General features: G+C 47.1%; 21 protein-coding genes. 11 read left to right on the top strand and 10 right to left on the bottom strand.

The features are described from left to right. Positions 1–40: 40 nt before the first annotated feature. Entirely contained in the window at positions 41–517 is a 477-nt protein-coding gene (locus NIES2104_RS24120; RefSeq protein ID WP_263971030.1) for a TspO/MBR family protein, read from the top strand. Positions 518–569: 52 nt separating this feature from the next. Here the strand turns inward: NIES2104_RS24120 and NIES2104_RS24115 are convergent, their stop codons facing one another. From NIES2104_RS24115 to NIES2104_RS24105, 3 genes are all read right to left on the bottom strand, one after another. Beyond that, positions 570–779, bottom strand: coding sequence for a type II toxin-antitoxin system HicA family toxin (locus NIES2104_RS24115; RefSeq protein WP_059000770.1), 210 nt, complete (start codon positions 777–779; stop codon positions 570–572). Next, positions 776–976: a type II toxin-antitoxin system HicB family antitoxin gene (locus NIES2104_RS24110; RefSeq protein ID WP_059000769.1), complete on the bottom strand. Its 201-nt coding sequence runs from the start codon at positions 974–976 to the stop codon at positions 776–778. The genes NIES2104_RS24115 and NIES2104_RS24110 overlap by 4 nt, the downstream gene beginning before the upstream one ends. 91 nt (positions 977–1,067) lie before the next feature. Continuing rightward, complete coding sequence (locus NIES2104_RS24105) at positions 1,068–2,582, bottom strand: NAD(P)/FAD-dependent oxidoreductase (RefSeq protein WP_263971029.1); 1,515 nt, start codon at positions 2,580–2,582, stop codon at positions 1,068–1,070. A 70-nt stretch (positions 2,583–2,652) separates the two neighbouring features. Here NIES2104_RS24105 and NIES2104_RS24100 point away from each other — a divergent pair, with 70 nt between their 5' ends. The 3 genes from NIES2104_RS24100 (at position 2,653) to NIES2104_RS24090 (ending at position 5,924) form a co-directional block, all read left to right on the top strand. After that, positions 2,653–3,081, top strand: a complete 429-nt coding sequence (locus NIES2104_RS24100; protein WP_059000767.1) for a peptidylprolyl isomerase — start codon at positions 2,653–2,655, stop codon at positions 3,079–3,081. Between the two features lie 317 nt (positions 3,082–3,398). Beyond that, positions 3,399–4,853 carry a glycosyltransferase family 2 protein gene (locus tag NIES2104_RS24095; protein WP_059000766.1) on the top strand — a complete coding sequence of 485 codons (1,455 nt, stop codon included), beginning with the start codon at positions 3,399–3,401 and terminating at the stop codon, positions 4,851–4,853. Between the two features lie 84 nt (positions 4,854–4,937). Further along, on the top strand, positions 4,938–5,924 hold the full coding sequence (locus NIES2104_RS24090; RefSeq protein ID WP_059000765.1) for a hypothetical protein: 987 nt from the start codon (positions 4,938–4,940) through the stop codon (positions 5,922–5,924). Here NIES2104_RS24090 and NIES2104_RS33590 read toward each other — a convergent pair. Then, the gene (locus tag NIES2104_RS33590; protein WP_072218125.1) at positions 5,904–6,791 is read right to left on the bottom strand and encodes a cyclopropane-fatty-acyl-phospholipid synthase family protein; all 888 of its coding nucleotides are present in this window, start codon (positions 6,789–6,791) and stop codon (positions 5,904–5,906) included. The two genes, NIES2104_RS24090 and NIES2104_RS33590, sit on opposite strands and share 21 nt — an antisense overlap. 187 nt (positions 6,792–6,978) lie before the next feature. On the opposite strand from NIES2104_RS33590, the gene NIES2104_RS24080 reads away from it, so the two are divergent. Next, positions 6,979–7,377 (top strand): hypothetical protein, encoded by a 399-nt coding sequence (locus tag NIES2104_RS24080; protein WP_059000764.1) that lies wholly within the window; start codon positions 6,979–6,981, stop codon positions 7,375–7,377. 106 nt (positions 7,378–7,483) lie between these two features. On the opposite strand, the gene NIES2104_RS24075 is transcribed toward NIES2104_RS24080, so the two are convergent. Further along, on the bottom strand, positions 7,484–8,503 hold the full coding sequence (locus NIES2104_RS24075; RefSeq protein WP_059002053.1) for a long-chain acyl-[acyl-carrier-protein] reductase: 1,020 nt from the start codon (positions 8,501–8,503) through the stop codon (positions 7,484–7,486). A 144-nt stretch (positions 8,504–8,647) separates the two neighbouring features. Further along, positions 8,648–9,343 carry an aldehyde oxygenase (deformylating) gene (locus NIES2104_RS24070; protein ID WP_059000763.1) on the bottom strand — a complete coding sequence of 232 codons (696 nt, stop codon included), beginning with the start codon at positions 9,341–9,343 and terminating at the stop codon, positions 8,648–8,650. 175 nt (positions 9,344–9,518) lie between these two features. On the opposite strand from NIES2104_RS24070, the gene NIES2104_RS24065 reads away from it, so the two are divergent. From NIES2104_RS24065 to NIES2104_RS24050, 4 genes are all read left to right on the top strand, one after another. Continuing rightward, positions 9,519–10,337: a carbohydrate ABC transporter permease gene (locus tag NIES2104_RS24065; protein ID WP_059000762.1), complete on the top strand. Its 819-nt coding sequence runs from the start codon at positions 9,519–9,521 to the stop codon at positions 10,335–10,337. Positions 10,338–10,392: 55 nt separating this feature from the next. Next, positions 10,393–10,626: a type II toxin-antitoxin system HicB family antitoxin gene (locus tag NIES2104_RS24060; protein ID WP_059000761.1), complete on the top strand. Its 234-nt coding sequence runs from the start codon at positions 10,393–10,395 to the stop codon at positions 10,624–10,626. Further along, complete coding sequence (locus tag NIES2104_RS24055; RefSeq protein WP_059000760.1) at positions 10,619–10,864, top strand: type II toxin-antitoxin system HicA family toxin; 246 nt, start codon at positions 10,619–10,621, stop codon at positions 10,862–10,864. The genes NIES2104_RS24060 and NIES2104_RS24055 overlap by 8 nt, the downstream gene beginning before the upstream one ends. Before the next feature lie 100 nt (positions 10,865–10,964). Beyond that, positions 10,965–11,261 carry a HigA family addiction module antitoxin gene (locus NIES2104_RS24050; protein WP_202815112.1) on the top strand — a complete coding sequence of 99 codons (297 nt, stop codon included), beginning with the start codon at positions 10,965–10,967 and terminating at the stop codon, positions 11,259–11,261. Positions 11,262–11,376: 115 nt separating this feature from the next. Here the strand turns inward: NIES2104_RS24050 and NIES2104_RS24045 are convergent, their stop codons facing one another. After that, a complete protein-coding gene (locus NIES2104_RS24045) occupies positions 11,377–13,785 on the bottom strand; it encodes an S-layer family protein (protein WP_059000758.1) in 2,409 nt (802 codons plus the stop codon). A 154-nt stretch (positions 13,786–13,939) separates the two neighbouring features. On the opposite strand from NIES2104_RS24045, the gene NIES2104_RS24040 reads away from it, so the two are divergent. Both NIES2104_RS24040 and NIES2104_RS24035 read left to right on the top strand, forming a co-directional pair. Beyond that, the gene (locus tag NIES2104_RS24040; RefSeq protein ID WP_059000757.1) at positions 13,940–14,704 is read left to right on the top strand and encodes a Uma2 family endonuclease; all 765 of its coding nucleotides are present in this window, start codon (positions 13,940–13,942) and stop codon (positions 14,702–14,704) included. Positions 14,705–14,722: 18 nt separating this feature from the next. Next, positions 14,723–17,020: a hypothetical protein gene (locus NIES2104_RS24035; RefSeq protein ID WP_156427032.1), complete on the top strand. Its 2,298-nt coding sequence runs from the start codon at positions 14,723–14,725 to the stop codon at positions 17,018–17,020. On the opposite strand, the gene NIES2104_RS24030 is transcribed toward NIES2104_RS24035, so the two are convergent. From NIES2104_RS24030 to NIES2104_RS24020, 3 genes are all read right to left on the bottom strand, one after another. Beyond that, a complete protein-coding gene (locus NIES2104_RS24030; RefSeq protein WP_059000755.1) occupies positions 17,003–17,305 on the bottom strand; it encodes a hypothetical protein in 303 nt (100 codons plus the stop codon). The genes NIES2104_RS24035 and NIES2104_RS24030 overlap by 18 nt on opposite strands. 474 nt (positions 17,306–17,779) lie before the next feature. Further along, positions 17,780–18,271 carry a pentapeptide repeat-containing protein gene (locus tag NIES2104_RS24025; RefSeq protein WP_263971028.1) on the bottom strand — a complete coding sequence of 164 codons (492 nt, stop codon included), beginning with the start codon at positions 18,269–18,271 and terminating at the stop codon, positions 17,780–17,782. A 57-nt stretch (positions 18,272–18,328) separates the two neighbouring features. Then, positions 18,329–20,059, bottom strand: coding sequence for a phosphatidylglycerol lysyltransferase domain-containing protein (locus NIES2104_RS24020; protein ID WP_059000753.1), 1,731 nt, complete (start codon positions 20,057–20,059; stop codon positions 18,329–18,331). Between the last annotated feature and the right edge of the window lie 2 nt (positions 20,060–20,061).

Genomic DNA, 20,061 nt, shown 5'->3' with positions numbered 1-20,061 from the left:
TAGTTCGTTATCGTCAAGGCGCAGAGTTAGGAATCATTCATTGAACGCTGGAATCATGATTGCGATCGTCACCCTGTTGGTGTCACTGGGAAGCTTTCTCATTCGACCTAAAGAAGACATTCGCTGGGTGAAACGGTTGGATTTGCCGCGCTGGTTAGCGATCGTTGAGCCTGCGATTCCGGTGATTTGGACGGTGATTTTTACCTGTGGCGCGATTTCTGCATGGCTCGTGTGGAGAGCCGATCCAGGAAGCTTCAAGACTTGGTTGATTCTAGGATTCTACCTGCTTGTGGAAGTGGTCACAGTTGCTTATATTCCGGTTACGTTACGGCTTCAGAGTTTAGCGATCGGGACTGTGATCGGCGGGTTGGGCGCGGTGTTGGGATATGGATTAGCGATCGTGGTTTTTCCCATTTCTCCGCTGGCGGCTGTGTTGTTGGTGCCTTACTTGTTGTGGAGTCCGATCGGGACTTATGCCACTCGTGAACTCATTGATTTCAATCCTGAATCCATCTAATGTTGGTTGCTCTTAATTAAATAGCAAGCGATCTTGTTCAATGAGTAAACCGTTATTCCAAATCTTCTTCTGCGAGTTCAGCATCTTTCATAATGCTTCTCAAAGCGCCTTTCGGTAAATCTCGATTACTATGAACAGGAATAGAAAGAATAATATCGCTTCCTTCTTTAGCGTAAATATGATGGCTACCAGTGACTCGCTTTAGCTCCCAGCCATTTCGCTCAACAATCTTACAAAGCGTTTTGCCAGAAATTGATTTCATAGAGTTAGCTCGATCAATCGCTTTTCTGGCTCAAGTTCTTCTCGTTCAGTTGCAACTTCTAACCAGCCTTGAACCGCATCTTCAAGCATCTCTAATAAATGCTCGTAACTCTCTCCCCAAGTATGGCAACCAGGGAGAGCAGGTACAGAAGCACACCACACATCATCTTCTTGCCAAATAACTGCTTTGATTTTCATACCTTTAATCTGTGCTGAAGAAGCTTGCAGTGTCGATCTTAGCGTATCTGGCTATGCGGCTTTACACATGAATATTTTGTCAATTGATTTTTCAATCCGCCTTGCAAAATAAATAATTCAAGTGTTGATTTGGATCAACGATCGTATTTGCACAAAGAATTCCAGAAGCCGCAACCGCAGGTACTCCAATTCCTGGCATCGTACTATCTCCGACTCGATAAAGATTCTGAATCGGCGTGTGACAACTCGGAAACAAGCCTTGTCCGGCTGGAATTCCTGCCCCGTAGGTTCCTTGATACCGTCGCAAATATCGAGCATGAGTTAACGGTGTTCCAATCAGTTCTAGAACAATGCGATCGCATAAATCTGGAATAACCTTCTCAACTGCTCGAAACAATGATTGCGATCGCTCTTTCTTCTTTTCTTCATATCCCGAATCCCGCGCCCAACCTTCAAACGGTTCTAATGTATAGGCATGAATCACATGATGTCCTTCAGGAGCTAGATTTGCATCCCACACGGACGGGATTGAGATCATGCAGGTATTTCCAGGGACGGTAATGTCTCGATCGTCATGTACCACTACATGATGTCCAGTGAGATGTTCTAATCCGTCTGCTCGGATGCCTAAGTGCAGGTGCATAAAGCTATCGATCGCAGGGGTCTTCAGCGCAGTTTGACGATAAGCATTTGGAAGATCATTCGGTTCTAAAAGCTGAGTATAAGTGTCCCAAATTGTGGCGTTAGAAATCACGATCGAGGCTGCTAATTCTTCTCCATTTCGCAATCGAACGCCGCGAACTCTGCCAGATTCAATCAGAATTTTCTCAACATGCGTCCCTAATCTCAGTGTGCCGCCCCACTTTTTCAGCCCACGAACTAGAGCATCCACGATCGCACCACTTCCACCGATCGGATAATCAATGATCGATCGCGTTCTTTCCCCAAACATAAACGCAACTTCAGGCGCGATCGTGCCATGTGCTTTCAATCCAGAGAGCAAGAAGCATTCTAAATCGAGCAATCGCCGCACCCAAGGATCACGAACAGTCTGATCCATCAAGTCACCCACCGAAGCTTGAATCATTCCGAGATTCGGTAACAGTTTGAGGAGCGATGGCAGATAGCGACTGATCAGAATCGGGGCTAACTTCCAATCGGCTCTGAGTGCCAACGTGGGAATGCCTCGCAAGCCCTCGTAAAGACTGAGAAAGCGTTTTTCGAGTTCGATTAGCTCGATCGCGCCTTGCGGTGAAATTTGCGAAATCGTCGATCGATATTTCTCCAAATTTCCATACACGGGCAGCGTCGCATCGGGAAAATGATAATGCCCAAACGGATCGTAACGAACAGCCTCGACCGTTTCGCCCAAGACATCTAACACTTGACGCAGCGGATTCACAGAATTCGGGTCGCTCAATCCACAGTAAAACGATGCTCCTGAATCGAAGTGAAACCCTTGCCGAGAAAAACTGTGAACGGCTCCCCCTGGAATTGTATGACTTTCGCAGACCATCACTGATTTTCCATATCGAGCTAACAGCGCACCCGCCACGAGTCCTCCAATTCCGCTTCCAATCACAATCACGTCCGCATTCTGCATCATCTCTACCCTAGAGTTCTTCCATTTTTAATCATTATTGTTAAAGTAAATTGTCGATGCGAAAGAGTTCACTATGGCACAGGCAAAATTAGGCGATACCGTCCGCGTTCACTACACAGGCAAGCTCGATGACGGTACAGTATTCGATTCATCCTCGAATGGCGACCCTTTAGAATTTACGATCGGAGATGGCAATATCATCCCAGGCTTTGAAAAAGCAGTGGTCGGAATGAGTCCGGGAGATCAAAAAACCGAAGTGATTCCCGCCGAGCAAGCATACGGAGAGCATCGCGAAGAAATGGTGGTCGTCGTCGATCGCGCTCAAATGCCTCCAGAAATGCACCCAGAAGTCGGACAGCAGTTAGAGATTCGGCAGCCCTCTGGTGAAACGATTCCGGTTGTGGTGACAGATATTTCTGAAGCAGACATTACCTTGGATGCCAACCATCCCTTGGCAGGCGAAGATTTAGTTTTTGATATCCAATTGGTCGAAATCGGTTAGTAAAACTGATCAATCGTAAAATTAGCGGCTTTGTGGCAAAAGTTTTTGTTCGCAAAGCCGTTTTGTTTGTCAAAATTCCGTAATCTGTCCGAAACTTTGTGAAGTTCTCTCGTGATCCGGATTTGTCCGTTTACGAGAGAAATCAAACATCAGAACGGCTCTACATCCTAAGCATTTTTATGAGTCTGCTTCAAAGTAGCTCTAGAAAGGCTTTGAGTGACTTCGATCGCGAATTTTACTCCTTCGTGGATTTGACAACTTCTGTAACACATGGTTTCTATCTATGAAGAACCCTTTTAGGTTGTTAAAAAACTGTTATGCGTAAGGGACTGCTGCACAAGCCCGTTCACCTCTTCGGTCCGATCCTCGACAAAATCATTTTGACGCACCTGGTCGTGATCGGTCTGCCCACAGTGCTGTATTACTTCATCTTGGAAAATGGCTGGGATCTGTCGTTTCTCCACATTTTGATTCCAGTTTTGTATCTCGTGACCTCGATCGTGGTCATCGGTGAGGCAGTGTCTACCGCGCTGACGTATCGGCGGGGTCATGTGTCCAAGATGCCAAGATTCGGAATCGTGCAGCGGTTTATGCGCTCTCCTCGGACTCAGCCGCTTTATCCATTATTGCGATCGCCAGGTGATATTCCCAAATGTTCGCTCATTGTGGCGGCGTATTTGCCCAATGAGCAGCAGATTATTCTTGAAACGCTGGAACACATTCTAGAGACGGTGGAACGTCCTGAAGACGGTTTAGAGGTGATTCTGGCGTATAACCGACCGGAGCGGCTCTCCGTGGAAGATCGCTTAGAGCGGATGGCAGAACAATATCCGGCGTTGAAATTGATTTGCGTTGAGGGAAGTCGATCGAAAGCGCAAAACATTAATGCAGCCCTAGAAATCGTTACAGGCGAAATCACCGGAATCCTAGATGCTGACCATCATCCGCAGGGAGATTGTTTTACTCGTGCATGGCGCTGGTTGTCGAATTACCGATACAGTGCAGTGCAAGGGCGTAACGTGATTCGGAATCAAGAGGTGAACTTCATGACGCGGATGATCGCGGTGGAGTTTGAATGTATCTATGGAGTGAGTCACCCTGCCAAGTCTCTATTGGTAGATACGGGCGTGTTTTGTGGTGCGAATGGCTACTGGAGAACTTCGGTTCTAAAGCGCATCGGGTTTTCGTCGCGGATGTTGACCGAAGATATTGATGCCAGCTTCAGAACGTTGCTAAGCGGGCATAACATTGTGCATGATCCCACGATCGTTGTTACTGAACTCGCGCCTGTGGATGTGCGATCGTTCTGGTTCCAGCGGAAACGATGGGCGCAAGGCTGGCTAGAAGTGACTCTGAAATATCAAGGAACAATTCTAAAAACGATGCGCCTCGATGGGTGGCAAAAGTTCTATTGGACATTACTTTTGGTCTATAGTGCAGGCTTCCACTTCATTGCCTTACAAGCGTTTCCAATCACGTTTAGTCTAGCGTTGACAGGTTCTAACGCCCCCAATATTGCCCCGGAATACATCTGGACAATGACAATTTTGACGCTGGCAAGTGGTCCGCTGCAAACCTTAGCGGCTTGGATTGTGCGAACGGATTCAGTGAAGCAATCAGCAAAAGATTTCTGGGTCTATTGTTTGTTTATTCCGTTCTACTGTGTGTTCAAGAGCGTGATTGCAATTACGGCAATCTATGATCACATTGTCGGTAACACAGAGTGGATTGTGACTCGTCGATCGAATGATGCCTTACCAGAAGCAAAATAAGCCTGGGTTTGATCTACATCTTTAGGGGTAGATCTGCGCGGGATCGCCTTGATAAGGTACAGACGCAGGCTTTAACTTCTCCGCATGTTAGATTCATCTACTTTAGCTACACCGCTTACGGCTGAAGTGTTGTCGATCGCGGCTCCACTTTTTCCGAGTCTCCCCACCCTGAGGCAGTCCAGCGGTACTTTGACGTTTGACAATGGACAGTTAACCAGTCGTTTTAATACTCCAAACGGAGAAACAAATAATACCGTTTCAATTTCACAACTGACAACCGATCTTTCGACGGCTCTTGAGCAGCTTCAAGGTACACTGGTCTTCGATCAAGGCAATGTAACGAGCAATCTCACCACACCGTCTGGAACGTTAACCGGAACGGCTTCTTTTTCGCAATCGGTGAGCAGCTTTGCTGATGGCATTGTTAAAAGCATTTCAGGTAATGTTCCGTTTTCAGATGGCAAATTAGATGTTGATATTCCAACGCCGTTTGGTGCGATCGATGGCACGATCGAGTTCGGCAATGGTGCTTTAGTCACGAATTTGACCACACCGCTAGGGAGCTATTTTTCGTCGATCGACTTTCGCGAACAAGATCAGTTTCCTTTCACGTTTAACGGCATTCCTGGGGCGGTGAACTTCAATGACGGTCTAGTCATTCTCGATCTCGTTCCTCAGTCACAGGGTGAAGAAATCGCAGTGCCGATTAATGCTCTTAGTGGAAACATCGGATTCAATAATGGGCAAGCGACTCTCAGCATTCCGACTCCGCTTGGATCATTTGCCACAAACTTTGATTTATCTACATTAGCGACCGAAACGGTAACAGATGCTCTAAGTGGCTCTGGAACGGTGACATTTACAAATGGAATCGCCTCGATCGACACGTCAGGAGGTCTAGGAACCGTTAGAACGACTCTAAACCTCCCGCAGTTCGTTCAAGACTTCGGAACAGTCTTAGCTAACACCCAAGGCACAATCAGCTTCGATCGAGGAATTGTCACCAGCAATTTGATCACGCCAGAGGGCAACTTTGCAGGCACGATCGATTTATCCGCCTTGATTGGTTGAAGCTCGTGTTCCAGTCATTGCAAAGGTTTCGGTTGAATTTGCACTCAACACTTCAGCCGTCCCTTGTAGTGAATTGTTCACCACTTGAGCATTCACACGAACGCGCATCTCTTGACCATTCACTTTCTGACGATGCTCGAACGATAAGCGATCGCCCACTAACTTAATCTGCGGCAAACTCACCGTTGTGCCTCCGATTTCTGCGGTCGCTCTTGCATTTTGGAACGATTGCTTAATCTGCATTCGATAAGGAATTGATTGTCCCGATTGCGTCGAAAGCGTTCCTGTCCAAGCACCTTCAACTTGTGCCGGAATAATCCAGAGATAGGCAGTGCGATTATCTACCGTCACTCGCTTGTCCGGCTGCCAATCGCCCATCGAAAAGGCATGAGACACAACGCGGCTTCCCGGTCTGAGTTCGCTCAAAAGCTTCGGACGCAGTTCTAGATTGATTCGCGGCAATAAGTAAAGCGTGACGACTGTCGCTTCTCGGAAGTCCGATCGAAAGAGATCTTGATTGAGAAATTGAACGCGATCGCCAACTCCCGCTTCTTTCGCATTCTCGCGACTTTTGTTCACCAATCCCGAATTAATCTCAATTCCAACTCCCTTTTTGGCTCCAAACTTCTGAGCCGCCGTAATCACTAATCTGCCATCACCCGATCCCAAATCGTAAACCACGTCATCGCGTCCGACATTCGCAAGCTCTAACATTCCCATCACGACTTCTTCAGGCGTGGGAACATAAGGAACCGCAGGACTCCCCAATCCAGGCTTTTCAGCATCTTGAGCGTGAATTTTGGGAATGGGGGCTGCAACCACCGTCAGCGCAGCGAGAACACTCAGAAATTTAAGCGATCGACGCACAGCAACTTCCTCACTACAACTCTCGGAAGATTTAGCGCGATCGACATTCTCAACACATCTACCGAAATAGAGATCAATTTTGTGAATCTAATGATGAAATTTATTCTCAAAGCAGCTCTAATGTTTTAATGAACTGGATCGAGAATTAGATATCGATCGCACATAGATAATCATTGAGATCACACAGATGCCACGTACCAAAGCGCAAATTGCCGATTCCGAAGCCACTCCCGATGAAGAGTTAGAACCTGTAGAAGAATTAGAAGCGGTAGAAGTCGAGACTACACCTGAAGCTGCGTCGAATGGAGCAAAAGACAGTCAAGACATTGATGAAATCTTGAATTCGCTGAAAACCTTGCTGAGTACTGTTGAGAAACTGCAAAAAGTTCGGCAAGAAGTCGGAGATATTAAACCGTTATTGCTCCGAATGCTCGATGGAGAGTTAGTTAGTGGCGAAGATCTAGAACAACTCAAAACCGGAGTCGGTGGACTGACGAAATTAGTTCGTGCTCACAGCGATCATCAGTCAGCATTGACGAAAGCGCAGGCGGCAAGAGATTTGCTCGATGAGGTGTTGAAATTTTGAGATGCGCGGCGGCACAACAATGAAATTTTTCGCGATCGATTGATCGTTAACCCAAACGTAGAGACGCGATCGATCGCGTCTCTACCCGGATTTTGCGGTAAAACAATTAAATCAACAATGGACGAAACCCATGTTTCACCGATGCCCCACCAATCTGTTCCATTTTTTCCACGGTGATATGATTGCGTCCCCATGAAAAATTGGTGTGCCATTTCTCAAATTCCAACAGCATCGATTCTGCAAAACACGCAAACAACTGACGTGCCGGAACATCCATATTGACGATGCTCATAATCCGCCAGTCAATATCTAGCGAATGCTCCACGATGCCACCATTGAGAACAGTCACACCTGGATGCTGCACCTTGCTGCCCAAGTTCTTCGGGTAGCCCCCATCAATCATTAAACAAGGCTGTTTCAACTGAGTTGGTTCAATCTCCACACCCTTTGGCATACTAGCAACCCAAACAATGATATCGGCTTGCGGTAGGGCTTCCTCTAAGCTTTGAATTTTACCGCGTCCCAATTCTGCTTGGAGTTCCTGTAATCGTTCCTGATTTCGAGCAATCAACAGCAATTCCGCCACATCGGTCTTGGAATTCAACCAGCGACACACTGCGCTACCAATGTCACCCGTTGCCCCACAGACCGCTACGGTAGCTTGCGATAATTCAATCCCCAACTGTTTAGAAGCTTGCTCGACCTGACGGCAAATAATATAAGCCGTGTGCGTGTTTCCTGTCGTAAATCGCTCAAATTCCAGCATCACGTTTCGCACTTGGCGAATCTGCGCCAGATTGAAATTCTCAAAAATAATCGAAGAAAATCCGCCCAATGCAGTGATATTGATGCCGTGTTTCTGAGCGTGAGCCATCGCATTAATGATCTTGCGAGTCGCAGCTTTAATTCGACGTGTTGCCAGCATTTCCGGCAAAAAGCACGATTCAACGTAACGCCCTTCGATTTCTTGACCTGTAATGCTTTTGACCCGGATTGTATCGACAATCTGAGGCGGAGCACTACACCAAAAATCTAACCCTTGATCCGCGTATTCAGGATACCCTAGCTCTCGTGCAACCGACTGAGCGTGTTCCAAGCTTGTAAGATGACCAATTAGACCAAACATCGATCGTATGAAGAAGCCCGATACCAGGCGGCGAAATGGATAACGAAACAAGTAAACGAATTTAAAAGAGAAAATGCCACAAATCGACGATGGACACAAGGGATTCCAGAGTCCATCGTCTGAAATTTGTGTGAGCGATCGCATTTATACCGCTGCCAATCCGTGAGCCGACATCCGCATAACATCACGGGTCGTAAAGCCAATATTCGTCAGCGCTTCACCGTATTGAATCATAAAATCTTCGACCAACGCTTCGCGCTCCATGCCGAGCACCGAAGCATCTGCATCCACCCGATTCAGCATTTTCCACACTAAAGGAAGATTTGCTTTATTTGCTTCTTCCAATTCGGCTTTCGATGCCTCGAAGTTTGCTTTGAGCCATTCTTCGCCGTAGTTGAGGTGCAGATATTCATCTTTCACTACGCCTTCGGTGATCTTGCGAGCAAAATCATCCGCAACCGGGATGTAGATGTTATACGCCGAGATCGCGAAACATTCGATGATCAGCGATTGAATCAAAAGACAGGTGACGATCTTTCCTTCGGCTGCGGCAACCTGGAAATTGTTGTGCAACTCGGAGAAAAACTCGCGGGCAAAATCCATATCTGCCTCAACGCTTAGATTTTTGCCACAGGCTTGAAAGCCTTTTTTATGGCGGTTTTCCATGCGTGCCAGACTCATTAACTGATCGGTGTCATCGGGCATGAGTTCTGCCAATTTTTGATAATTAGAATGCGCTTCTTCTTCGCCTTCGATGACGATCGCGTTAATTCGACTATAGGCATCTTTGTATTGTTCACTGTGGAAGTCAATCTCTGGGGTCGCCTCAAGTTGGGGCATAGATCCGATTTCTCCTGGTCATGACAACAATTAGGGTTAGATTTGGGTACGGTTTTTCCATTCTTTCCCCTCCTCACTTTACCGTCTTCGGTTGAGGTTGACGCTAAGAATCGATAAAATATCTGCACTAGAGGGCATTGAGGCGCTAAAATGACCGATTCTTTAGGGGTTTGGGATGGAGGATAGAGAGCAGTTTCCCAGTCTAAAAGGCGCACTCAGCCTGAGTTTGCTGTTTTTCGGGGCAGGAGTGATACTGCTGCCGCTCGTTGTGGTACTTATTACGTCGTTTAAGCCGCCGGGAAGTTCCCTCAATTCTCCAAGTTGGTCATTTGAAAATTATCGCGAAGCGTGGGAACGGGGACAGTTCTTGCTGGCGTTTGCAAATTCGATCGGGGTCGCGATCGCGGTGACGCTGTTCCAAATTTTCACCTCCGCTCTCGCAGGTTACGCCCTCGCTCGATTAAAATTCCAGGGCAAGCAAGCGATTCTCCTCATTGTGCTGGCGACGTTGGTGATTCCCTTTCAAATTTTGGTGATTCCGATTTTTCTCGTGCTGAAATGGGGGCACTTGATTAATACATATGGCGCGTTAATTCTGCCCACTGCGGTCAACGGTTTCGGAATCTTTCTGATGCGGCAATTTTTCCAGGGAATTCCGATCGAGCTTGAAGAAGCCGCGATGTTAGACGGAGCCGATCGCTTATCGATTCTCTGGAAAGTGATGCTACCGCTGTCTCGTCCTGCTCTAGTGACGCTATCTCTGTTTACGTTTATCGGGGAATGGAACGATTTGTTTAAGCCGCTAGTGTTTACGACGCGACCGGAATTGAGAACGGTGCAGTTAGCGTTAGCGAGTTTTCAAGAGCAGTTTACCAATAGTTGGACATTGTTGATGGCTGCGATCGTGATTGCGACGATTCCGATCGTGATCATTTTCTCGATCGGTCAGCGTCAACTAATTCGAGGAATTGCGACGACTGGAATTAAGAATTAGAGCCTGTTTAAGATTCAAGTGCTACGCTAAATTCATCCAATTCTTGCAAGCATCGATGACTCTTCGAGAAAAAATTCACGCAACTGTTTATCCCGGTGATCAAAGTGGATACGTTGCAGAGTGTGAGGAATTTGCGATCGTGACTCAAGGACAGACTTTGGATGAAATCATGCAAAATCTGAGCGAAGCTATTGCTTTATACCTGGAAGATGAGGATTTGAATCAGTTACAAGTTGTGGCTCAACCTTCAATCATTGTGACGTTCGAGCTAGTGCCGCAGTATGCCTAAACTGAAACGGTTGTCTGCGGCAGATGTGATTGCAATTCTTGAATCGTTTGGATTTGAGGTCAAAAGTCAGAAAGGAAGCCACATTAAACTGCGTCGGGTTGGAGAGACGGGAAACGAAACGCTGATCGTTCCCAATCACAAGCAACTCGATACCGGAACCTGTAGGACAATTCTTCGACAAGCAAGCCAATATATTCCTGAAGAAGAGCTATTTCTTTATTTCTACACCAGCGAATAAGCGCAAATTCAGTGTTGATTGTGGCTTTCTAGTAGTGTCTATGACGTTGAATTTAAAGAACGCTCACTAAGCTCAGGTTATGAATGATTCACAAACTCTCATGAATGACAGAAAGGCAAGACCTGTTCAGCCAGGAGAAGTGATTTTAGATCTGTTGGATGAGCTTGAGATGAGTCAGTCTCAGTTTGCTGAAGTGTTGGGACTTTCCCAAGAGACAGTGGATGAAATTATTCGAGGTGAAGAGCCGATTACGGTCGATGCTGCCATTCGCATTGGGAGAGCGTTTGGCAATGGGCATCGGCTCTGGTTGAATTTACAGCAGAAAGTTGATGTTTGGGATGCGATCCAGAGTCACCATACGGAATACGATCGAGTTCCAACCTTAATTGGAGAATGAAGGACTCCAATCTGTAGTATTCATCAATTGAAGTAACTTAAAGCAGTACGCTAGATCCAATAGTGCTGCATTGAGTTTGCTCAAATTTGGAACTTGAGATCGAGAACAGAGGATGTTAAGGCGCAATCCCAACACAAGTAGGAAGAGAGTTAGGCTGAATTGTCTGAGCAGCGATCAGTTCGATTTTTCCAGTTTGAGCATTGCGATACCAGGAAGTTGCTTCAAGTAATGGCTTAGGCTGAGTGAAAGGAACAGTCGATCGACCACTAATGGCAACATCACGTAAATCCACCCAAGGTCGATCGAAGTTCACTTGCTCGGTTGGGTTTTGCGGAATGCCTCCTCTTCCGGTCACTACAAAACTACTTTCTTGATGCGTTGAACAACCTTCTGCGACTTGTTGATTGGCATCGACTAGATTGGTTGCTAACTCAGTTAAACCATTGCTTGGATCAACCCCAAGATTGTTCACTCGAACAGTGCCACTGAGTCCGAATTCGGAACTCGCCGTAATGTCATTGTCGGCAGTTAAGCGATCGCGATATTGCAATCCTAGCAGTGCTTCGGTCGTGATATTGATATTGCCGCCTCGACCTTGAATCGCATTTGCAACAATATCACTGTTTTCAAGCCCTACAATCACTGGAACCTGAATGTTGATATTGCCGCCGTTTCCGGTTCCGCCCGCTGTCGTTGTGATCGAACTACGATCGCGTAATAGTAGCGATCGCGCTTCTAGCGAAATGTTGCCTCCGACTCCAGCAGTGGTTTCACCTGTGATTGCACCTCGATGCTTGAGGTCGATCGAATTTGCATTGATGCGGATAGTTCCCGCATTGCCTGTTCCTTGATTGTCTACTTTGATTTCGCCCCCATCTCTGATGGTGAGTTGATTTGTGGTGATGATCACATCGCCTGAATCTCCGCTGGGTCGATCGGGAAGTCCAATCAGTTGCCGGACTGCAAGCGGTAAGATATTTGCTGATGAACCCACGCCATCGGTCGTTGAAAACAGACTGGGAATGATTCGACCTGTAATGGTGATTGATTCTGCGGCGTTGAGCGTTGCGTTTCCAGCTTTACCGCTTGAGAAAGTCGCAGTACTCACAGTGCCGCCATCGGTGACACCAATTTGCCGCGCCTCGATCGTCAAGTTGCCAGCATTGCCACTCGAAAATGCCGCTGCTGCGATGATGCTCGATTGTCCAAGCGAATTGACTCCATCCACTTGAACCGTATCGGCTTGAATTCTCACCCCTGCCCCGCTGCCGCTGCCCAAAGTAGACGCATTGATATAGCCACCGTTGGTTAAATTAAGCTGACGTACAGCCAGCACAAACTCGCCCATATTACTGCTGCCCATTGCGGACGGGAGAAAGCCGCTGTGCAGTGAAAGCGAATTGTCAAGCTTGCCATCGATTTGAATGTCTGAAGCATTGATGCTGATGTTGCCTCCGCTTGCCTGCGCGAATGTTCGAGCAAGCACGATTCCACGATCGAACATGGAAAGTCGAGGAGTCGTAATGCTGAGATTTGCACTTGATCCAGCAAAGGCATCACTCACTAAGAAACTGCCGAATTCTAGATTAGTCGATGAGCGACCGGATAGCTCTACTGCTTCTGAAGCAATGATCCTCAGATTGCCGCCGGGTTGCTGTGATTGGTTTACGATGAGCGCGATCGAACCATTGTTGATTGCAATTTTGCGCCCTACAAGTTGTACAGTCGCATTCCCAAAACCTGTAGTATCGATCGCGGCTCTATCGGTCAGTCGAATGTCTCGAAATGATGCGATCGCAGCATAGCTAAACTGAGTCGGCGTGAAGTTCACAACACCATCGGCAACACTCCCTAGCTCGATGTGACCGGATGGAGCACTGAGAATTCCGCCATTTAGGTTAATTTCACCCCCGATTAGCGCTAAGGTGCGATTTGGATTAACTCGCAATCCAGTTGTTTCCTGTCCAGCACCCATAACGGGAGCAAAAGTACTCGGAATTTGCATCGAGTGACCTTGACCTTGAATTAGGATTGCTCCGGGTTGTTGTCCCATCTGTAAGCCAACAGGCGCGCTAATCGTGAGTAAAGGCGGCTCACTTGGATCTGCACTCAGCTTTTTACCGTCCGCAAATTGAATCGCTCGTGCTGTTGTGCCGATAAATGAACCACCGATGTTGAGTTGTGCCTGACTGCCGAGAATAATGCCATTGGGATTGAGCAAAAATAGATTTGCAGTGCCATTTGCCCGAATCACGCCATCAATGTTAGAGATGTTTCCTCCGGTGACGCGGCTAAAGATATTTTCAACCTCGATCGCATTGTCAAAAATGGCTGAACCGCCGGTCGGAACTGAAAAGTCGCGGAAGCTGTGAAATAGATTATTCCCGGATCGAGTGCCGCCTGTAATTGTGTTTGATGTGACTTGAGTATTCAAAGTTGCGTCCGGAACAATCTGCGCTTGTGCCTCACTGAAGAGAGTGATGCAAGCTCCAATCAAGCTGAGATACAAAAGCGATCGCCACATAGGTTGTTTTGGAGTGAATAGGGTTAGCCCTAATGTGCCCGACTTATTTGTTTCAGAAAACCCTGAGAAATAGAATGTCGATCGAAAATGCCAAGCGAGAACGAGCAGCTATGTTACGCTGAAAGAACTTGCAAGATGGGGGTCACTTCACATCATGGTGGTACAACCTGGAATTTCTGCCTCCTCAGAAGTTGTTTACCCAGAGTCTGACGGTCAGCCGATGTCCGATAATACAAAGCAATTTCGCTGGATTGTTACAATCAAAGAGAATTTAGAAATTATCTTCGCTTCCGATCCAAATGTGTTTATTGCTGGCGATTTGTTGTGGTATCCAGTCGAGGGAAACAATCGGCTCTGTCAAGCTCCGGATACAATGGTTGTGTTTGGCAGACCAAAAGGCGATCGAGGTTCCTATCAACAATGGAAAGAAGACAACATTCCAGCCCAAGTCGTCTTTGAAATTCTATCTCCGAGCAATACAGCAACAGAAATGTCTCGCAAGCTGTTGTTTTATCAGCAGTATGGAGTCGAAGAGTACTACATTTATGATCCGGAGCGCAACGAGCTTGTCGGTTCACAACGAGTCGATCAGCATTTGGTCGAAATTCCTGAAATTCAAGAGTGGATCAGTCCACGATTAGGAGTGCGATTTGTTGTGGATGACACCACTCTGAATCTGTACGCACCGAATGGCGATCGCTTTTTGACTCCAGTTGAACTCGCTGCCCAGCGCGACGAGGAACGCCAACGTGCAGAACAAGAACGCCAACGTGCAGAACAAGAACGCCAACGTGCAGAACAAGAACGCCAACGTGCAGAACAAGAACGCCAACGTGCAGACGAACTAGAGGAAATGCTTCAGCGATATCGCGATGCCTTCGGCACACTCGATAGTGACCGCTGCGGTGAATTGGATTAGCATTCGTCTGGAAACATTGTGAGCCTTATCGTATTCAAAGATACTACTCGCTTTGAATCTCCTGATATGCGCGAACACGCTTACGTGTGCCAAAGGCAACGCTTACTCTTTATTTCTCTTTTCAGTCTATTTTTGACGACTTCGCTCCCCATTGTCCCCGCCCAAGGTCAAGTCAATTCAAGCTGCCCTCAAGTGTTCGCAGAAGACATTGTGCGGCGAATTCCCTACCCGAATCAACCCTTACCTGCGATCGTTGCGACAAATTCCGTTTCTCGTGCCTTTGCTGAATTGAATGAGATTGCTCAATCTCCGGTAGCGCAGAATCCAATTGTGCAGAGTACACTCGATCGCTGGTTGATCGGCAGACCGTTTGCGGTTCGTCCTGATTCTCCAACATCAGCACAATTCGATGTTTTGCTAACCCAAATTTCAAAGCCAAGTGAGAAATCACAGTTGCTCGGTATCTTAGATAAGCTTGCGGCTCGGATTGATCAGCTTTCTGATCAACAAATTAAGTATCGATTAATGGCGGCAGTGGCTAAATACTATCAGCAATTAGGAGCACCCGACCGAGCAACTACGGTTTTAACTCGATCGATTCAATCGAGCCTGAAGCAATCGAATGCTCGATCGCGAACGTCTCAATTGGGTGGATTGCTGGTCACCGCTTCGGAACTCAAGCAAACCCCGAAAATTTCAGCCTTGTTAGGTCAGGTTGAAAGCGCGATCGTAGCGACAATGCAACCGGGTCAGAATCTTACTTTGTTCCAAGTTACAGTTCCGCTCGCTCTAGCGCAGTCTTATCTTGAAGCAAATCAACCTGCAAAAGCATTACAAATCGTCGATCGAGTCACAAAATTCGCTCCAGCTACTCAAATTAATCCAGACATCACTCGATTGTATCTGCAACTAAAACGCCCCGATAAAGCTCAACCTTATCTCAATACGATTCTTAAAAATCCAGGCTTTCCAGAAGACGATCGCTATCTTGTATTAGCAGCCATTTCTAACAATCCAAAGCTTCTCACTTACGCTTGGAATTTAATCAAGACTCCAAGCTTCGATTTTGATGCGCCTCGTGCCCTTCAAGCTTACTTTCAAGCAGGTGGAAACCCCGATCGCATTGTTCCATTGCTCAATACACCGGAACTGAGAGCCAATCATTTACTAGCGATCGCTGGAGAATACCGCAAACGCAATCAAACTCAGAAATCAAATCAAGCGATCGCCCAATTCATTCAAACGATTCAAAAAAATTGGAACACGACCGATGGCGGTTATATCTATGATGGCGCTTCTCTCGCTTCGATCGCGTTCCAGCAAGGCTATGTTCCAGAAGCAACGACTGTATTTCGACGGCTTGCGAGTTTAGGATTGATTTCACCCCGTGCTTATGTAATTCCGATCGCTCAAAATCTTAAAGCATTAGACGCGATCGAATCCACGATTCAGCGGTTTCCAAACACTGATCCAGAAGAGCGACTCCGAGTATTACAGCAATTTGCAGTGGCTTACTCAAAACAAAACGTCAATAAAGCGCTTTCTCTTGCTCAACAACTTCCACTGCAAGATAGTTATGGAATTCGTTCTCCACGAGTTGAAACTTTAATGCAGATTGGAGCACAAGATCCATCGGCGTTTGCGCTGGCGGCGAAAGCAGCAGAAAGCTTAACGGCTCCGAACTTGAAAGCGGTAGCTTATGGTGCGATCGCACGCGGATACATTGAAGTCGGACAAGAACAAGCGGCTGAAACGGCTCGTCAAACTGCGGTAAAATCAGCAAAAACGATTCCAATCAATCCGAACACAGGCATTGCTCCGAACTACATTCTGGCTCTGCTCGCTCAAGAGTTTCTCAACGAAGAACAGATTGAACCTGCTTGGAAAACATTTCAAGAGATTCCGAAAGCAGCTTACAAAGAGACGAACATTAGCAATCTAGTGATTTCAGCAGTGCAAGTCGGACAGTTAGACATTGCTCGACAAGCCGCAGGATTAATGTATGCGAACCAATCCGCCGATGAGTATCTCTCGATCGCGCCTGGACTCGCTCAGGCTTATCTCAGTCGGAATCGAACTTCAGACGCGATCGCAATTCTTGATCAAGCCGTGGCGATTTTCAACAGCAAAGAAACGCGATCGATTGATGCCTATATCCAAACGGTTCGGCTACTGGCTCAAGTCGATCGCATTGAGACTGCCCGTCAGCTAGTGGCAAAGTATCCTGAACCCGGTGAAGCAGGAAAGCTCCGAAAACAACAGCTTCAGAGCTATGTCACCTGTTATACCGAGCGTAAATCACGATTGCGGAACTGAGGGCTGTGGTGCGGGCTGTTGGGGACGCTCGAACAAGCTTCGCGGAGCCGCCCGACGAAACGCACCACAATAGTGCATCGTTAACACCGCTTTGTATGCCCAGTCTCTTGGAGAAACATCAACAAAGGGATTGGGCAAGGTTTCAGCCCGATTTTGCGTACAGGCTTGATAGATTTCCTCGGTCGTGGGTTGCGGCGTTGCTTGAGCGGATTGAGATGGAGCCGCAAGGCTGACGGTTGGCAGCGTCGCGAATAAAACACTAGCAGCGAGAATCGATTTCAACATAGTAAAAGTGCGATCGCAGGACTATCTCCAGGATAGATCATTGATCTTGGGAGTGCTTTAAAGCTCTTTCGCTTCGATTCTGCCTCGCCCCGGAATGGAATTCGGGGCTAACAGTGCGAAGTCCGTTTTAACGGACTGAAGAGGTTAATTTTGGCTTTTAGAGGATGTTTGAAAGGTTGTCGTGCGTTGCTACGTCCCGCCCTGAAATGGAATTTCGGGCTAATCGGCGAAAGTCTATTAGAAATGGACTAAGAACCTGAAACTGCCTCCCAGTTTACTGAAGTAGAGTTTCTACGGTTAGCCCGAAATTCATTTCAGGGCGGGAGGCAATCGAAGCGAAAAAGCTTTTTATACTTTTCAAATACCCTCTTAGTCCCCTTTAGTGGACTTCGCACTGTTAGCCCCGAATTCCATTCCGGGGCGGGTGAACAACGCAGTGAAAAGGCTTTCAAACTCACTCTTTTCAAACTCACTCTAAGGACATTCCAACGATTCACGAGTACTGATTTCAGTTTTCGGATTCACACCGCTGGCAGTCTTACACAGTTCGACGACTTGCGATCGATCTAACACCGCATAGGTAAAATCTGCCCCAGTAATATTCGCGCCCTTGAACACTGAGCCGATCATCATTGCAGAAGTCATCACCGCATCGCTCAAATCCGCACCGGATAAATCACTGATGTAAGCGATGCCGTCTCCAAAATCGACTCCTTTCCAGTTTGACTTGCTCAGGTCTGAACCGCTAAACACCGCTCCACGCAAATCCGCACCGTGAAAATCGCTGCCTGCAAGTCTTGCATTGCTAAACTCTGCACGAACGAGGTTCTGTCCAGAATAGTCTTTGGTCTGCGCCGCGAAATCATCGATCGCACGAATTGCTCCAGAACTCGCTGCTTCAACAGGTTGCGACAGTCCAATCATGAATAGAACCGCAAGAAGAAATCCGAAAAGAACTCGCCACATTCGCATATGATCGCTGACTCTGCTTTACACTTCGTAATTCTATCAGGCATTGGTGGCTTAGCTATCCGGTTTGAGGTAATCGAGTAAGCGATCGCCCGAATCGGCTCGAACTAAGCCTACTGCAATATCAGGGAGAACGGTTAAACTCGGATAAATGAGATAACGCGGCTCCCAACGGGGACGAAACTTTTCTTTGAATTGATGCAATCCCTTGAAATTGTAGAACTGGTTGAGATGCTCGAAAAAATAGTGCAGTCCTTTTTCGACGCGCAGCGAATCCGGAGCTTCACCGACTCCCGCTAATGGCGATAAGCTGAAGTTAAAACTTTCATAGCCTGCTTGCTGGAAGTGCTGCATCATCGACGCGAATAGGAAATCCATTGTGCCTTTTTCGGCATCGTTCAGGTGGCGCATCAAATCGACCGTGACTTCTTTGCGGTTATAGCCAGAGAGCAAATTCGAGAAGGCAATGATCTTACCGTTTGCATTGTAAATGACTGCAATATGACAAGTGCTCAAGTAGTCTCGATCGAACCATCCGATCGAAAATTGCTTTTCTGATCCCTGCTTCGATTTCAGCCATTCATCGCTGACGGGCTTCAATAAGGTGAAAAGTCCCTCATCGATCGGCGGTTCGTACACCTGCAATTGATAGCCCGCTTTGGTCAATTTATTAATTGCCGTTCTAAAGTCTTGATTAGCTTTGCCCTTGAGATTGAACGTGGTGAGATCAATGATTGCTTCTTCTCCGATTTGTGCCCAACGGTATCCCATCGATTGATAGAGCGACAAAGTCTCTGGTAGCACTTCGTAGAAGCTGGGAAACCAATCGTTTCGATAGCAAAATTGCTGAAAAGACACGATCGCTTCTTTGAGATCATCCGGATGCCCGATCGGATCACCCAGCGCGATCGCGGCTCGACCTTTGGCAACATACGCCACGACACTTTTGCCCGAAGGACTGAAGAAGTACGACTTATCCGGCAGTAAAGATAATCGTGCTAGTGAAGTTTTCCCAAATTGATCAATAATTTGACGTGCTCTTTGTCGATCGCTTAATGTTGCGGGATCGCGCAGCAAAACTGGACGCAATAACATCAGTAACGCATACGCCAGCGTGATTGCACCCACTGCATAGATGGAATTCGCAAAAAAGTCTGCATAGCGTCGTCTCGGTTCCAAACCCGCATTATCCGCCGTGAAAAACATCGCCAGCGTTTGCAGAATCGATTCGGTGAAACTGAAATTCACAGGCACTCCGTTGATGCTGAAGTAGCCATCGAGAATGTAAAAGCCGATCGTGCCGTACGCTAGGGTGAATAGAATCGCTGCAATCAGAACGCGAATACCTTGCGCGATCGAAGGTCGATCGGATTTTGCCGTGTAAGCTTTTCGCAATATGAATAACTGAATAAGTAGAACAGTCGCGAGAATACTTTCTTCAACATCAAAGCCTTTAATCAAATGACTCAGAATCGACACAAGCAGTAATCCAACAGTGATATACCAAGCAACTCGTTTTCGCCGCAATAAGTTCGCCGCTAATGTTAATAGAATAAATCCGGCTAAAGCTGCAAATAAGTGACCTCCGACTCGAACAGAGAACGGAAAGAAATGTTTTAGCCAAACGGTTCGTTCTGGATAGCTTGGAGCCACCGCAGACCAGAGATTGACGAGTCCCATGATTCCAGTTAGGACGGCGGCTGACCAAACCCCAATTCGAGTTTTACGATCGAGCGTTTCCGGGCGTTTGCGATTCCAGCCGAGTTTGGGAGATTCCTGCTGCATGA

The organism is Leptolyngbya sp. NIES-2104 (assembly GCF_001485215.1).
Classification (GTDB): Bacteria; Cyanobacteriota; Cyanobacteriia; order Leptolyngbyales; family Leptolyngbyaceae; genus Leptolyngbya.
This window is presented reverse-complemented; position numbering and strand designations above follow the sequence as displayed.

Bases quoted from the DNA above. Each gene is read 5' to 3' on its own strand.
- NIES2104_RS24115 (WP_059000770.1), bottom strand. From the start codon at position 779: ATGAAATCAATTTCTGGCAAAACGCTTTGTAAGATTGTTGAGCGAAAT.
- NIES2104_RS24110 (WP_059000769.1), bottom strand. From the start codon at position 976: ATGAAAATCAAAGCAGTTATTTGGCAAGAAGATGATGTGTGGTGTGCT.
- NIES2104_RS24105 (WP_263971029.1), bottom strand. From the start codon at position 2,582: ATGATGCAGAATGCGGACGTGATTGTGATTGGAAGCGGAATTGGAGGA.
- NIES2104_RS24100 (WP_059000767.1), top strand. From the start codon at position 2,653: ATGGCACAGGCAAAATTAGGCGATACCGTCCGCGTTCACTACACAGGC.
- NIES2104_RS24095 (WP_059000766.1), top strand. From the start codon at position 3,399: ATGCGTAAGGGACTGCTGCACAAGCCCGTTCACCTCTTCGGTCCGATC.
- NIES2104_RS24090 (WP_059000765.1), top strand. From the start codon at position 4,938: ATGTTAGATTCATCTACTTTAGCTACACCGCTTACGGCTGAAGTGTTG.
- NIES2104_RS24080 (WP_059000764.1), top strand. From the start codon at position 6,979: ATGCCACGTACCAAAGCGCAAATTGCCGATTCCGAAGCCACTCCCGAT.
- NIES2104_RS24075 (WP_059002053.1), bottom strand. From the start codon at position 8,503: ATGTTTGGTCTAATTGGTCATCTTACAAGCTTGGAACACGCTCAGTCG.
- NIES2104_RS24070 (WP_059000763.1), bottom strand. From the start codon at position 9,343: ATGCCCCAACTTGAGGCGACCCCAGAGATTGACTTCCACAGTGAACAA.
- NIES2104_RS24065 (WP_059000762.1), top strand. From the start codon at position 9,519: ATGGAGGATAGAGAGCAGTTTCCCAGTCTAAAAGGCGCACTCAGCCTG.
- NIES2104_RS24060 (WP_059000761.1), top strand. From the start codon at position 10,393: ATGACTCTTCGAGAAAAAATTCACGCAACTGTTTATCCCGGTGATCAA.
- NIES2104_RS24055 (WP_059000760.1), top strand. From the start codon at position 10,619: ATGCCTAAACTGAAACGGTTGTCTGCGGCAGATGTGATTGCAATTCTT.
- NIES2104_RS24050 (WP_202815112.1), top strand. From the start codon at position 10,965: ATGAATGACAGAAAGGCAAGACCTGTTCAGCCAGGAGAAGTGATTTTA.
- NIES2104_RS24045 (WP_059000758.1), bottom strand. From the start codon at position 13,785: ATGTGGCGATCGCTTTTGTATCTCAGCTTGATTGGAGCTTGCATCACT.
- NIES2104_RS24040 (WP_059000757.1), top strand. From the start codon at position 13,940: ATGGTGGTACAACCTGGAATTTCTGCCTCCTCAGAAGTTGTTTACCCA.
- NIES2104_RS24030 (WP_059000755.1), bottom strand. From the start codon at position 17,305: ATGTTGAAATCGATTCTCGCTGCTAGTGTTTTATTCGCGACGCTGCCA.
- NIES2104_RS24025 (WP_263971028.1), bottom strand. From the start codon at position 18,271: ATGTGGCGAGTTCTTTTCGGATTTCTTCTTGCGGTTCTATTCATGATT.
- NIES2104_RS24020 (WP_059000753.1), bottom strand. From the start codon at position 20,059: ATGCAGCAGGAATCTCCCAAACTCGGCTGGAATCGCAAACGCCCGGAA.